Raw genomic sequence first — 14,912 nt, forward strand, 5'->3', positions numbered from 1 at the left:
CGATATGACAGCATGTACTTTGTTAGAACTGCGAATTAAGCGGAGTAAAATGAAAAACCTCTGAAATCCTCTTCCCCCTAAGCACTACCACTTTACAGAGACACATTTGTTATTATTTGGATAGCTTTCGTTTTTTTATACAAAAAATTTTTATTAAGAATTAAAAAAGACCAGCTAATTAGCTGATCCTAGTTCAGTAAATCCATTTTATTTGGTGCGACAGGAACATTTATTTCCTTGTTAAAGGTAAATTTTCCAATACTTTCAAGATTATTGTATTCTATTTTTACTTTCTCAAAATCAAATTCTTTTGCTGTTAGTAATATTGCTTCGATGGTTTGCAAGATGGTAGGAGTGTCAGAAACCTCTGATTTCTCTTTAAGCTGCAGGGTTAACATTTCCTTATCCTCCGAGTGAACTTCTTCTATCTCTAAATTCTCTGGTATTGAAGCCTCTAATTGATGAGTATTGACATTTTCCTTCATCGCATCCAGGGCTGATTCGACATTATTAAACGTACCACCATATGGGACTAGATATGGGGTCCTTGAATTCGTTCCTGAGTAATAAAAATAATAAGCAAAGTTTGCGTCTTCTGACAGATCTAATGTCTGTAAATTCCCACTATTTCCCATTTCAATTCCTGGTTGATCATCCGTATATAATTCAATTCCGTTCAATCCTAGAGTTTTAGCTGTTCGTTTAAGTGCTGAAGTAAATGCGATTTCATTTGAAGAGCCTTGTAAAGTTTGCCCACTTGGAATATTCACCTTTAAAATTCCATCTTCATCCACTGATAACTCTACGTCTTTTAGCGGGAAATACTCTTTTAGGCCCCATTCATTTTCAAGTAATTTTGGCATCGTATCAACGTATTGTTCAAATAGAGATTTACCTTTTTCCTTTGGAACAAGTACGGTAATCGGAACGATGTTTTGTCCCTCTCGATCTGGAATGGCAAAAATAAAGACATTCTCATCTGCCACATCTTCATCATATAATGCTGTGTACACTTCATCTATGCCATCATCAGTAGATATCTCAGATCCTTCTTCTACTACTTTATCCTCGCTCGCTATTTCTATTTTTTCCTCAACATGATTATCTTGTTCTTGCTCTTGTTTATCCTCTACCATCATATTCATTTCAGCTTGATCCGCTTGTTCACTTACGCTTCGACTTTCCATCGAACTCTCAGATGAGAAATTCCCACTAAAAAGATTGGGAGTAAGTACCGCTAATATTAAAACTGCTGCAGCAGTGGCAACAGAAGGGATGATCCAGGAGCGTTGCTTTTTCTTAGCCATTTTCAGCGAAATATTTTGATAAATATCTCGAGGATCCCGTTTGTCTTCGATCCTTGGCATTTCACGTAGTAATTTTTCTAGCTGTTCATCGCTCCACTCTGATTTTCTCACTCGTTGTCCCCTCCTTTGCCATTTTCTCTTCCATTTCCTTTTTCAATACTTTTAATGCGCGATGCTGTGTCGTCTTAACCTTACTTTCTGTCCAGCCTAACGCCTCAGCCGTTTCAATAATGGTCAATTCTTGAATATAACGCAAAATAATAACCATCCTTTGATCAACGGTGCAATGCTCTAAACATTGATATATTAATGAGATTTCCTCATTTTGCAGGGCAATTTCTTCAGGAATAGGATTTTCATCCTTAATCTGACCTGTTGACCAGTCAAATTTCTCGGCAATTTTTTGCCTCCATCCCTTTTGTTTACGGAAATGATCAATGGCAACATTTCTGGCAATCGAAAATAGCCATGTTTTTTCACTACTTTTCCCCTCAAAACGATCATAGGATTTCAATACTCTTATATATACCTCTTGAACAAGATCTTCAGCTTGTTCTCTATTTTTGACCATATAAAAAATAAATTGAAAAACGTCATGATGATATTTTGAATACAGTTCATCAAAAACGGAGTCCATTGGTTTCCCTCCCCGTTCAACCAATTAGTCGTTATTTTATCGACAAAAGTTACACCCATATTCGTGAAATTATGTATGTATTCTTGTCCTTTTCACTTAATCTTGATTAGGTTGATTCAAATAGAAAAAATAACTTATGAAATTAGTTACCAATATCACTAATATAGTATTTTTCAACTAAAAAAGGAAGGAGTTTTAAAAAACTCCTTCCTTTTGGAGATGTTAATTATGAACAAGCCGATTCCGCTTTTCGATCGGTCTAGCTCCGAGCGCTCTCCGCTTTTCGATTTGGCTAGCTCCAGCGGCTAGCCCCTCGAGGTCACTTCAGGTCAGTTGTTGAAGTCAAAATGACAGACTTCAACCTCTGACCTTCCAGTGCTTGTCGGGGCTAAACAAGCCGATTCCGCTTTTCGATGTTCCTCGTGAATCAAGATGAGTCGGCAGGGTTCTTGTTGTTTTTATAAATTTCGAGGGATAAAGAAGGAAAATGTCGTTCCGTGTCCATCTTTACTATGGACCGATATATGACCTTTATGGCCCTCTACAATATTTTGGGCGATGGCGAGACCTAATCCGGTTCCAGAACGTCCCCTCGTTCTTGCCTTATCGCCTTTATAAAAACGTTCAAAGACAAATGGAAGATCCTCTTCTGCAATTCCCTTACCAGAATTAAATACTTCGACATGCAGTCCCTTCTCTTCTAGCTGGCCTGAAACAATAATATTTCCATTATCCTCAGTATGCCTGATTGCATTATCAATTAAATTGGTTAAAACCTGCTCAATTCGATCGCCATCAAAATAATAAGTAAATTCAAGTTGATCGAATTCTCCTTTTAAATGAATCCCTTTTTCCTTCGCCAATCCATGAAACTTGCGAATGATTCGTTCCATATATGGCTTCACTTCTATTAAACTAATATCAAGCTGAATATGTCCTGCTTCCATTCGAGCGAGATCCAATAATTCGTTGACTAGTCGGCCCATCCTTAACGATTCATCATATATGACCTTTGCCATTTCCATCTTTTCTTCTTCAGACTCGGCAATTCCATCGACAATCGCTTCACTGTAGCCCTGCATCATGGAAATCGGAGTCCTCAGTTCATGAGAGACGTTAGCAATAAAATCTTGTCGCAGTTTATCAAGTTGACGCTCCTCTGTCATATCCCGTACAACAGCTACAGCACCGCGAATAAAAGTATTATTATATAACGGGCTTACGATAATAACCCAAAAGCGCCCCTGAACAGAAATTTCACCCACTTGCTCCTGCTCCGTATTAACAGCTAGTTTAAAAAGTTCCATTACTTCAAAAGGTACTTCTTCTGTACTTTTCGATTTCCCATCCTGTTCAAAATACCAGTCCTGCAAAAATCTTTCAGCAGGAGGATTTGTAATCAAGATAGTTCCGTCCCGATTAAAAGTTATAACTCCATCGACCATACTGCTAAGAATGCTCGATAGTTGCTCTTTTTCCTGACTAAGGGCATTTAGATTAAATTTTAATTGTCTACCCATCTGGTTAAAAGCAGTCGCAAGTTCTCCAATTTCGTCATTTGTTAAAATCGGAACCTTTGTATCAAACTTTCCTCGTGCAATTTCAAAAGCAGCCTCCTTCATTTTTCGAAGCGGGGCATTAATCCTCGTTGCTAAGAAGAAAGCAAAAATTGTCGTTAAAATGATAGCAACACCAGCAGCAAGCAAAATAAATTTCTTCGTTGAATTTGACGTTTGCTCCATTACAGCTAAAGACTGCATGATGAATACTGCACCATTTTCCCTGCCTTCCATATGAATAGGAGCACCGATAATTAATAATCGTGAATCCTCATCATAATTAGAGACTGGAAATGTAGCCATTTTTTTAACTTCTTTACTTTCTTTAAAAACATCGACTAACTCTGGATCGTTTAAAAAATAACTGACGGGTAAACCAACATTTTTTTCTATCGTAGGTGATGAAATATAATCATTTTCATCGAATATAATCATAGCTTCAGTTTTATCATCAAGAAGTTCCCATGCTAGTTGAAGACCAATATTTTCATCCTGCTCCTCTAAAAAGTGAGAAATACGTGTGGCTGTTTTTTCCAGGCTGTCTTCCGTTTCATTAATATGATAGTTTTCAAAATATTCTAGAAGCATCACTGTTAATATAAACAGGACGAATATTACAAGAAAAAGAATGGTAAACCACAGTTTACCAACAACGCTACGCCAGAACATCATTCATTGCCAACCTCAAACTTGTAGCCAACACCCCAAACCGTCACAATCATACTAGCAGCTTCCTCTGAAACTTTATTTAACTTTTCACGTAAGCGTTTCACATGCGTATCAACTGTACGTAAGTCACCGAAAAATTCATAATGCCATACTTCCTTTAATAGCTGTTCCCGATCAAATACTTTATCTGGTGTTTTCGCTAAGAAATATAGAAGTTCATATTCTTTTGGAGTCAGACTCACTTCTTTTCCTTCAGCAATGACACGATGAGCGTCATTATCGATAGTTAAGCTAGGAAAGACAATAACATCTTTCGTCGTTGTTTCCGTTTGTAAATAAGAAGTACTTGATGATCTTCTTAGTAAAGCTTTTACGCGAAGAACCACTTCACGAGGACTAAATGGCTTTACAATATAATCGTCTGTACCCACTTCAAATCCTTGGACACGATTAACCTCTTCTCCTTTTGCTGTAAGCATGATAACAGGAGTTGCTTTCTTGTCCCTTAATTCTCGACATACTTCAATTCCATCTTTACCCGGCATCATTAAATCAAGAAGAATTACATCATAGTCATTTGCAATCGCTTTTGCCAATGCCTCATTGCCATCTTCTGCTTCATCAATTAAATAATCTTCTCTTTCTAAATACATCTTCAAAAGACGTCTAATTCTTTCTTCATCATCGACAACTAAAATTCTTACTTCTTTATCCATTTACCGCTCCCCCTAGCATGAAAAATATATTCTTATTTTCATTATAAACGATTGTCGAAAAGTTAGACACTTTGCTTCTTTAAATCGAATATATTGATAAATCTTCCACATTGATTTTTTTGAAAAATGCCTCCACAAAAAGTGAAGGCATATGGTAAAAATTTTAACTATTACATAAGATTTTATCGCAATTTCTTATCCTGCGTATGAATGTAATCCAGCAATGACTAGATTTACCGCAATTAAGTTGAACATGATGATGGCAAAACCAATTACCGCTAACCAAGCTGATTTTTCACCATGCCAGCCTTTTGCCAGACGAAGATGCAAGAAGGCAGCATAGAACAACCATGTGATGAGTGCCCAAACTTCTTTCGGATCCCAACCCCAAAAGCGAGTCCAAGCAATCTGAGCCCAGATCATTGCAAATACTAGACCACCTAAAGTGAATACCGGAAAGCCAATCAATACAGAACGATAGCTAATTTCATCCACTAAATCGAGTTTAATATTTTTCGTTAATGGCTGAAGGGCTGCACCAATCGTTTTTCTCAAAATAAGTCTAAGCACTATATAAAGGATTAAACCAGCTGCTAATGACCAAACCACTGTATTTAATTTCTTCGCATTAATAATGCCAGGTACTTGAATCCATGGCTCAAATGTTCCATCTTCAATCGCTTGCCACTCATTAGGCCCGATAACGGCCGGCATCGTATAATCCATTTGTGATTCTGCGCCATTTTTATCAATATAGCTGTAAGATGCTTGATAATCGGTAATAGCAAACGTAGAAGTAACGGCTATAAAACCAACAACTGATACGATCGAATACATAATCACTTCTAACCAGATTGTACTTTTACTTCGCTTTGTATGATCAATCGCTTTAACTAAATAGATTAGTGCCGCACCAAAACTCACAGCAAGGATAGCTTCTCCAAGAGCAACTGTTGAAACGTGAACTTGTAACCAGTGACTCTGTAATGCTGGTATTAATGGAGAAATCTCTCTTGGGAACATGCTCGCATATGCAATAATCAAAAGAGCAATCGGTAAAACAAACATTCCTAAGATAGAGGTTTTATAAATAAAGTAGATTAAAATAAACGCAGCTACTAAACACATTCCGAAGAAAGTGGTGTATTCAAATAGATTACTTAATGGAGCATGTCCAGCAACGATCCATCTTGTAATGAAAAATCCAAGTTGGGCAAGAAAACCAATGATGGTAATGACAATCCCTATTTTTGCCCACTTTGCAAAGGATTTCGTTTCATCCAACCCTTTTTTCTGTCTGATTGCGCCTCCGAAAAAGGGAATTGCAACTAAGTATAAAATGAATGCTATTAATAGAAGGTTTGCACTTAAATTAGCCAACCTAATTCCTCCTTACTTCGAGAATGATGACTACTCATTCTCACGATCTTTTTTCAATTGGGAGTTTGCGTCTTCTTTTTCTTGTAGTTGATCTATTGGCTCATCTATCCCTGAACCTTCTAGAATTGTACTAATTTCTCGTTTTATTCCATACCAGTTTTTATTGGTATGAGCAGCCACCCAAATTTCATCGCCTTTTCTTCTCAACCAGATTCTTCTATGGTTCCAATAAGAGCCTTGAGCAACCCCAACCATGAAGATAAAGCCACCTACAGCAAATAACCAAAGAGTTAGATCCTTGCGAACGGTTAAGCCCGTTACATCATTTGTTTCAATTCCTGAGAATCGAAGTTGGTATTCATTATCTCCAAAAGGTTCTAAGTTTTGCTGAATCGCTACAAAACTGATTTCACCATCTGGCTTTTCAGGAGAGAACATTTTAAATACGAATGCTGGATTATTAGGAATCCGTGATTTCGTTGTCGGTTCTCCGCTATCGTTAAATTCAAAGTCTGGAAAATAACTCATTACTTCAACTGAGTACCCGTTGCCTAAATCAAAATTCTTCTGCGGTTCGTTCAAGTCAATTTCAAGACTGCCGAATTCTTCCTTACTAACCTTATTTACAAGCGTAAATGACATCGTTGATAATTCACCAAGTCTATACTCTGTTTGGTAGAGAGCATACCCATCGAATTTTAAAGGTTGGTTTACACGAATATTATGTTCTTTTATTTCTTCTAATTCTGCTTCTTCACCAGGGAGAGAATCATCTGCCTTCTTATAAAGGATGACATCAGATTGAAAGTTTTTCGGAACCATCCCTGCACTTTCAATTGCTTCACTAAAAGCTTCATTATCTTTTTCCTTATCATAAACCTCTAGCGTAAATTCTTTGTTTTCTAAGTAATACTCCCCGTTCGTTTCAGGAATTACTTTTGTTTCTCCTTCTCTTAACCAGAGCATACTATCAATGTACATTCCTGGAACGAAACGAAGCATTCCACCTAAGAGGAAGATAATTAACCCACAGTGGTTCACATACGGACCCCATCTTGAAAAGCGTCCCTTTTCTGCGAGAATATTCCCGTCTTCTTCACGAATCTTATAACGTCTTAATTTTAAATTTTCTTTTACCTTTGCAAAAGACTCATCTACATTCTCAGAAGTAGAAACCGTAAACAAACGTTGACGCTTTAAAAAACTTTCATGACGGGTAACCCTTTGTTTCTTTAAAGCTCTATAAAGTGGAACGGCTCTATCGATGCTGCAAATGACTAAAGAAACACCGATGGAAGCAATTAAGACTAAATACCACCAAGAGCTATATAAATTATGAAACCCAAGATCATAATAGAGTTTTCCTAACCAACCATACTGATCTTCATAATACTCAGCAGTAGTCATAATATTGGGAATATACATTTCCTGAGGAAAAATGGTTCCTACTGCAGATGCAATTAGTGTAATAACAATTAACCAAACACCGACTTTTACTGAAGAGAAAAAGTTCCAAATCTTATCGATCATCGTTTTGTTGTACGTTTGAGAGCGACGTGCACTCCCTTCATACCTCATATCGTGGAGCTTCCCCTGTGTTTTTTCTTCCATTAATGTTATCCCACATGATTCACAAAGCACTGTACCATGTGGATTCACATGACCACATTCACACTTTACTTCCTTCATTATAAAAACTCCTCGTACCCTATGGTTTTATCTCTTTTATCATGTCTATCACGACTTGTTCATTAATGATTTCACCCTCATGGATGTTCACGACGTTTCCATCTGGAGCAATAAGGAACGTGATTGGCAGATTGCCAATTCCATAAACCGTTTGTACTTCTTGATTTTTATCTTTTAAAATCGGAAATGTTAAATCGTGCTTTTTAATAAACTCATTGATTACTACATTCGATTCACCAATGTTCACAGCTAAAACTTGAATGCCATCGTCCTTGTTCTCTTGATATTGTTTATCCATATAAGGCATTTCTCTTTCACATGGCTTACACCATGTTGCCCAAAAGTTTAAAAGAACTCCTTGACCTTCATATTCGGATAAGCGATGTTGTTCACCGTTCATATCAGTCAGAACGAAATCTGGTGCTTTTTTCCCTTCAGCTACTTTATGAATTTCATCCTTCGTAAAATTAGCGTAAAGAGTATAGACGACAGCAGCTGCTAAAACTAGTAATATCACGGTTCTTATGACTAAACGCTGCTTTTTCATATGTATTCTCCCCTCCGAATTGCAAGTAAAATGAACACAAGTTGAAATAATTATAACATTTTTCAACATATAGACATTGTTATCTGTGTGAATATGTGTGACACTTCTATGACTTTTTCCATATATTTAGTGAATTAATTCACATCTTAGATCCGATATCAAGACCTACTTTTTAAGTAGCTGTAGCTAATGCACGAAGTTGTTTTACCTCATGAGGGGTTAACTCTCTCATGTCTCCCACACCTAATCCTTGTAATGTCAAAAATCCGTACCTTTCTCGTTTTAACTTCATCACCGGATGGCCAATCGCTTCGAACATTCTTCTTACTTGACGGTTTTTCCCTTCATGAATCGTTAACTCGATGATCGATGTTTGTTTTTTCTTATCAATACTTATAACTTTTGCTTTCGCTGGAGCTGTTTTTCCATCTTCCAGTCGAATACCCTTTTCAAGACTTCTGACCTTCTCCCTAGAGGGAATCCCTTTAATCTTTGCCACATAGACTTTCTCAATCTCATTTTTAGGATGCATAAGTAGATTGGCAAATTCTCCATCATTCGTTAACAAAAGAACACCTGTCGTATCATAGTCTAGTCGTCCTACAGGATATACTCGTTGTTTAATCTCTGGTAAAAAATCGGTTACTACTTTTCGATCTTTGTCGTCTTTTACACTGGAGATCACGCCTCTTGGTTTATAAAATAGGAAATAAACCGGTTCCTCTCTCTCAACTGGAATACCATTTACTTCTACCTTATCTGCTGATGTTACTTTAATTCCTAATTCCTTCACGACTTTTCCATTTACCTTTACTTGGCCATCTATAATGAGCTGTTCTGCTTTTCTTCTTGAAGCAAAACCAGCGTGGGCAATTACTTTTTGCAATCTTTCCATTTCTGCCACCTCAGTTAGTTGTTTCTTTCTTTTATACTTCCTACTGAATTATGACATAAGTCACGTCATTTTCAAAGTAAACCTTATTGATATCTATATTAACTCTTTTTAGAAAACAAAAAAAAGATACCATTTTTAACAGGTATCTTCAGAACATATCAACCAAATACAAGTGTGACGACGATGACTGCTGCAACGATCCCTACAAGGTCTGCTAATAAACCGACTTTTAAAGCGTCACCCATTTTCTTGATTCCTACTGCGCCGAAATAGACGGTTAACACGTAAAATGTCGTGTCTGTACTTCCTTGAATCGTCGCGGCGAGACGACCAATGAATGAATCTGGTCCATGTGTTGCCATGATATCACTTGTCATCCCAAGAGCTGCTGTTCCTGAGATTGGGCGAATGATTGCAAGTGGCGCAATGTCGGCTGGAATTCCTAAAGCTTCAAGTCCGGGACGAATGAAGCCCATAAGAAAATCAAGGGCACCAGACGCTCGAAAAACGGAAATGGCTACTAGCATCCCGACTAAAAAAGGTATAATCGAGACCGCAATTTGGATCCCTTCCTTTCCTCCTTCTACGAAACTCTCGTAGGTAGGAACACGTTTAAATGTGCCGTACATTAAAATAAAGGCTATTAAAACGGGAATAAACCATAATGAAATTAAAGACACAATGCCCATATATCATTCATCCTTTACGACTTCTTCGATAGTAAAAGAACCGGTCAATCAATATCGCTCCTATCGTTGAGCATAGGGTCGCAATCAAGGTTGTCCCGACAATATCAGTAGGATTTGCCGAATTATAATTCATGCGGATGGCAATCACTGTTGTAGGGATTAAGGTAAGACTAGATGTATTGATTGCCAGAAATGTAATCATAGAGCGACTTGCCTCAGTGGACCCTCCGTTTAGCTGACGCATTTCTTCCATTGCTTTAATTCCTAAAGGAGTTGCCGCATTTCCCAACCCAAACATATTCGCCATCATATTTGAAAGAATATATCCCATCGCAGGGTGTTCATTTGGTATCTCTGGGAATAATCTTTTTACGAGTGGACGAAAGAGTTTAGCCAAAATTTTTAGTAGTCCTGCATCCTCAGCAATTCTCATCATCCCTAACCAAAATACGAGAATGCTAATTAACCCGATACATAAGGTGACCGCTTCCTTTGCCCCAGAAAAAACAGCCTCATTAACTTCGCTCATCGTGCCATTAATAATAGCGAAAACGACACCAAATACGGTCATAAATACCCAAATTAAATTAACCATTTCGATTCACGCCCATCATCGCCGTAAAAAGACTTTTGAATCGTTCAAAAAATGAGGGTGGTTCCTCTTCAGCAACCTTGTAATAAATTGGTAGTTCTTTAATGGGCTTATTCTCGAAACGAATAACGGCCTTTCCTACGACAGATGGAATATTCCTCATTTCATCCCAATCATTTTTTGGTTTTTCCAGTTTCATTTCCACTTGGAATTTTTCTTTTTCATCTGTGGTCACCGGAAAACTGTAGCCATGCTCCAAATACACTTTCTGTTTATAAAAGTCATCATCCACTTCTTTAATGATTCCATCTTCGATGACTTGAACCATGTCATAATTTTTAAACGCCATCTCAAACATGCTAATATGGTCATTCCAATCATCTGGCCCATTCAACGTGACAGCAATTAAGCTCATATCGTCTTTCATAGCCGTACTTACTAATGTTCTCTTTGCTAGTTTAGTATAGCCCGTTTTTCCTCCAGTGGAGTGGTCGTAAAGGCCCGTTAGCAATCGATTTTTATTTCGCCATACTCTTTCCCATTTTTCAGTAGGATTTGGTGCACGATGGACCTCTGTTCCTGCAATTTTTCTGTATGTATCATTTTCCATGGCGTAACGTGTTAATATCGCCATATCATAGGCCGTTGAATAATGTTCATTTGAATCGTCTAATCCGTGTGGATTGGCAAAATGCGAATTTGCCATCCCAATCTCCTTTGCCTTTTCATTCATTAGAAAAACAAAACCTTCTAGACTTCCTCCTACATGTTCGGCTATAGCAACAGCTGCGTCATTTCCGGATCTAAGCATTAAACCATATACTAAATCTTCCAGCTTTACCTTTTCATTTTTTTTCAAATACAAAGACGATCCTTCTGTCCCCTCTGCTCGCTCACTAATCGTAACCATTTCATTAAGTTTACCTGACTCAACTGCTAAAATGGCGGTCATAATCTTTGTAATACTAGCGATTCTTCGTTTTTCATGGGCATCTTTTTCGAATAAGACCCTCCCAGATTCCTGTTCCATTAAGATCGCATTTCTGGCACTAACCGAAACAGAAGCTTCAATCTTCTGAGGAATATTCGTTAGCAATAGCGATAAAATCAATGTCATTATTATGAGCTTCCACTTCATGTTCATTATGCATAACCTCGCACTATTTGTTTGTACAAGTTTATGCGGGACAAGGTGTGATATGACTAAAAACTAAAAGTGAGTGAAAATTTGAAGGCTCTACTCAACAAAAGAAGAGCCTTCCATGCTTTAATTGATTAAAATGGTTTCCACACTAATGGTTTGGCTTTCAAAAATCTCTGTTCAACATCGTTCCAATTGACGATTTCCCACCAATTATTGACATAGTCAGCACGTTCGTTTTTATATTGCAAATAATAAGCATGCTCCCAAACATCTAGCACCAACAAAGGAATTGTATCCCACTGGGTTAACAACATATGACGCTCTGATTGAAGAATTTCAAGATGTCTCGCTCTCGGTGACCATACGAGAATGGCCCAACCGACTCCTTCAACCGCATTTGCTGCTTCAGTAAAATGGTTTTTAAAAGAGTCGAAGCTGCCAAAATATTTTTCTATTTCTTTAAGCAATTTACCTGAGGGCTTCCCACCACCATTTGGACTCATATTATTCCAAAAAATCGTGTGTAAATAATGACCTGATCCGTGAAAAGCTAGCTCTCTAGACCAATGCTTAACAAGGGAAAAGTCTCCCTTTCTTCGTGCTTCATCCAGCTTATTCTCTGCTTTATTCAGTCCATCCACATAGGATTGATGATGTTTGGTATGGTGGAGTCTCATAATTTCTTCCGAGATAGCAGGCTCAAGTGCGTCATAAGCGTAGGGAAGTGGCGGTAATTGATGTTTTCCGATTTCTACAAAAGGTTCTTTCATATAGATAGAACCAAGTGTTTGACGTTTGATAAAGTAATCTTCCATGTCGTCATGAAGTTCCTCTACCTTCGATTGAAGTGTGATTAATTGCTCACTCGTTAGTTGACCTGGCTGCTGAATGTAATCCATTATTTCTGTTAGTCCATCAAGTTTTGTCCACATTTCATCATCTCGCTCAATTTGCTCCGATTGTAAAAAATGCTTCATTTCCTCATTCCATTCCATGACCTCTTTTAGATACTCTTCAAATCTCCCCATTATTCACCCTCATTTCTTTCGCTGTTTTCGGATAGATTGTGGTTATTTGTAAAAACCTAGAAACCGGTTTTTACCCTTATATCACGGTTATGGCTAAACATATAGGGTGCGACGGCACATTTCGCTCCCTATCAGGCATCTTGTTTCTTATTGCTTTTCAAAAGCAACCACGTTTACGAAAAAAGCCTTTCTTAAAAAAATGCAACCCACTGATTTTCTTTCATATCGTATGATTAGGCGAATTTTTGTGTGAATCAATGAAACTGAAAAAACCCTATTCCATTCAGAATAGGGTTGGTTATTATGCGATCATGATTTATTTAGATTGAATCATTTTGGTACGATAATCAGTTTCGTAATATTCGAGTTCTTCTCGAATGTTTTGGAAGCTTCCTTCTAATCCTTTTAATAGATTAACGACACTTGTCGGAACTTTTTCTTGAAACTTAATCGAATTACGGCCCGTGTAGGCTGCACGACTGTCTTCAAACCATGCATCACTTTTCGGTTGGAAAAATTCTTCTACACATTGATGATAAATACGATAAAGTGTTTTTTCTGCTGCCCCTTTTGGAAAGGTATCCGTTTGTAGTATGACGACACAAGCTTCTAAGCCCTCTTCACAATAAACCAATAGCTTACGAACATTAGACAAGACCATTTTGTAGTAAGCTTCATTTCCTTGCTCCTCTTCCATAAGAGAAGACAATGTTGTTTGATTAAGATAATCCTCGAGCGTATTAACAGTCGTTACTAGAAAATTCCTGACATCCTCAAGTTGCGATTTGACCATTGTATTTGCCAATTCATACACCCCTATGAATATATTAGAAAGACGAGTTTTTTCGTAAGAATGAAACCTTTTGAAAAAAAGTGATTCCATCCGTTATTGCCAATCTGCTTATTGCGGTTGTTCGATAAACTCCATTGAAGAACGAAGCTCAAATCCTTGCCCTTTTGCTAATGATTCAAAAATAGATTCCAATTTTCTAAAATCCAGATCTTTAAAGAGCGATGAGAATTCAACCTTTGTATTAATGTAAACACGCTTACGAGTACGAAATTCTGGATTCTGAATAAGACACGCTAGCGCAACGATATCCTTAAAATCAACTGACCTTTTATCGGCTTGATAAATTGGTTCTTCTTGATAAGGGGTAAATTCAGAAAAAAACTCGTCAAAATACCGTAAATATAAAACTTGAAACGTCTTTTCGATTCCCTCATCTTTAAAGATAACTTCACTTTTATTAAAGAAATCCTCAGAAGTATTTGATTTCGTTTTTTCTAATTCATACCCTTTACAATCGGTAATAAACATAAAATCATCCTTTGTTCTATAAGATTTAATCCTGCATGATGATTGTGTTCATTATTTAGCTGTTTATCCCGTGATTTATCGTCTAATCGTTGTCACAGCAAGTTAATGTTACTCTTATTCTACCATATTCTCATAATTCTGTGTCAGAAAATCAAGTATCGAGTGTCTCTTGGAATTTCTCAAAAAACAAATCAGCTTCTTCTTGAATATACTCTTCATCAACCTTCTCTGGAAGAGGTGGAAGCTCCTCAATGCTTCTCAATCCAAAGTAATCAAGGAATTCCTTCGTTGTTCCATATAAAATAGCTCGTCCGGTTCCTTCAGCTCGACCCACTTCTTTAATTAATACTTTTCCGACTAAAGTATGAATTGGGCGCTCTGTTTTGACACCTCTAATCTCCTCAATCTCCGCTCTTGTTATCGGCTGTTTATAGGCAATAATCGCCAAAGTTTCAAGGGCAGCCTGAGACAAAGTCGTTGTCGTTGGGGACTCTACAAGTTTCTTTAAATAGGTAGAGTTTTCTTTCTTTGTCGCCAGCTGATAATTCCCAGCGAATTGGACGACTGTTATGCCACGATTTTGATCCGCTTCATAATCTTCTGTAAGTTGCAGAAGAATTTCTCCTGCATATGCTTCTTCTATTTCTAATACTTGTGAAATTTGTTTAATTGATAGGCCTTCATCACCAGCGGCAAAAAGAAGACTTTCAACAATTCCTTTCCAATTAACAACTTCCAA

At 37.4% G+C, this 14,912-nt stretch carries 15 protein-coding genes; all 15 read right to left on the reverse strand.

What is annotated here, in order from left to right:
- Nucleotides 1-188 precede the first annotated feature (188 nt).
- The 15 genes from BMSHG_RS10190 to scpB all read right to left on the reverse strand — a co-directional run bounded on the left by BMSHG_RS10190 (nt 189) and on the right by scpB (nt 14,912).
- On the reverse strand, nt 189-1,418 hold the full coding sequence (locus tag BMSHG_RS10190; protein WP_019154346.1) for a GerMN domain-containing protein: 1,230 nt from the start codon (nt 1,416-1,418) through the stop codon (nt 189-191).
- The gene (gene sigX / locus BMSHG_RS10195) at nt 1,393-1,944 is read right to left on the reverse strand and encodes an RNA polymerase sigma factor SigX (RefSeq protein WP_019154347.1); all 552 of its coding nucleotides are present in this window, start codon (nt 1,942-1,944) and stop codon (nt 1,393-1,395) included. Before sigX ends, BMSHG_RS10190 begins: the two co-directional genes overlap by 26 nt.
- Nucleotides 1,945-2,402: 458 nt before the next feature.
- A complete protein-coding gene (locus BMSHG_RS10200; protein ID WP_019154348.1) occupies nt 2,403-4,175 on the reverse strand; it encodes an ATP-binding protein in 1,773 nt (590 codons plus the stop codon).
- Nucleotides 4,172-4,888 carry a response regulator transcription factor gene (locus BMSHG_RS10205; protein WP_019154349.1) on the reverse strand — a complete coding sequence of 239 codons (717 nt, stop codon included), beginning with the start codon at nt 4,886-4,888 and terminating at the stop codon, nt 4,172-4,174. The genes BMSHG_RS10200 and BMSHG_RS10205 overlap by 4 nt, the downstream gene beginning before the upstream one ends.
- 195 nt (nt 4,889-5,083) lie before the next feature.
- A complete protein-coding gene (gene ccsB / locus BMSHG_RS10210; protein ID WP_019154350.1) occupies nt 5,084-6,268 on the reverse strand; it encodes a c-type cytochrome biogenesis protein CcsB in 1,185 nt (394 codons plus the stop codon).
- Between the two features lie 30 nt (nt 6,269-6,298).
- Complete coding sequence (gene resB, locus BMSHG_RS10215; RefSeq protein WP_019154351.1) at nt 6,299-7,957, reverse strand: cytochrome c biogenesis protein ResB; 1,659 nt, start codon at nt 7,955-7,957, stop codon at nt 6,299-6,301.
- 19 nt (nt 7,958-7,976) lie between these two features.
- A complete protein-coding gene (gene resA / locus BMSHG_RS10220; RefSeq protein ID WP_019154352.1) occupies nt 7,977-8,504 on the reverse strand; it encodes a thiol-disulfide oxidoreductase ResA in 528 nt (175 codons plus the stop codon).
- A 172-nt stretch (nt 8,505-8,676) separates the two neighbouring features.
- Entirely contained in the window at nt 8,677-9,399 is a 723-nt protein-coding gene (gene rluB, locus BMSHG_RS10225) for a 23S rRNA pseudouridine(2605) synthase RluB (protein WP_019154353.1), read from the reverse strand.
- Nucleotides 9,400-9,557: 158 nt separating this feature from the next.
- Nucleotides 9,558-10,088, reverse strand: coding sequence for a spore maturation protein (locus tag BMSHG_RS10230; RefSeq protein ID WP_019154354.1), 531 nt, complete (start codon nt 10,086-10,088; stop codon nt 9,558-9,560).
- Between the two features lie 7 nt (nt 10,089-10,095).
- Nucleotides 10,096-10,683 (reverse strand): nucleoside recognition domain-containing protein, encoded by a 588-nt coding sequence (locus BMSHG_RS10235; RefSeq protein ID WP_019154355.1) that lies wholly within the window; start codon nt 10,681-10,683, stop codon nt 10,096-10,098.
- Nucleotides 10,676-11,797 (reverse strand): D-alanyl-D-alanine carboxypeptidase family protein, encoded by a 1,122-nt coding sequence (locus BMSHG_RS10240; RefSeq protein WP_019154356.1) that lies wholly within the window; start codon nt 11,795-11,797, stop codon nt 10,676-10,678. The genes BMSHG_RS10235 and BMSHG_RS10240 overlap by 8 nt, the downstream gene beginning before the upstream one ends.
- Nucleotides 11,798-11,955: 158 nt before the next feature.
- Nucleotides 11,956-12,852, reverse strand: coding sequence for a superoxide dismutase (locus BMSHG_RS10245; RefSeq protein ID WP_019154357.1), 897 nt, complete (start codon nt 12,850-12,852; stop codon nt 11,956-11,958).
- A gap of 316 nt (nt 12,853-13,168) precedes the next feature.
- A complete protein-coding gene (locus BMSHG_RS10250) occupies nt 13,169-13,657 on the reverse strand; it encodes a YpuI family protein (protein ID WP_019154358.1) in 489 nt (162 codons plus the stop codon).
- Between the two features lie 96 nt (nt 13,658-13,753).
- Entirely contained in the window at nt 13,754-14,173 is a 420-nt protein-coding gene (locus BMSHG_RS10255; protein ID WP_019154359.1) for a hypothetical protein, read from the reverse strand.
- A gap of 151 nt (nt 14,174-14,324) precedes the next feature.
- A complete protein-coding gene (gene scpB / locus BMSHG_RS10260; RefSeq protein WP_019154360.1) occupies nt 14,325-14,912 on the reverse strand; it encodes an SMC-Scp complex subunit ScpB in 588 nt (195 codons plus the stop codon).

Source organism: Robertmurraya massiliosenegalensis JC6 (assembly GCF_000311725.1).
In the GTDB taxonomy this organism is placed as follows: domain Bacteria; phylum Bacillota; class Bacilli; order Bacillales; family Cytobacillaceae; genus Robertmurraya; species Robertmurraya massiliosenegalensis.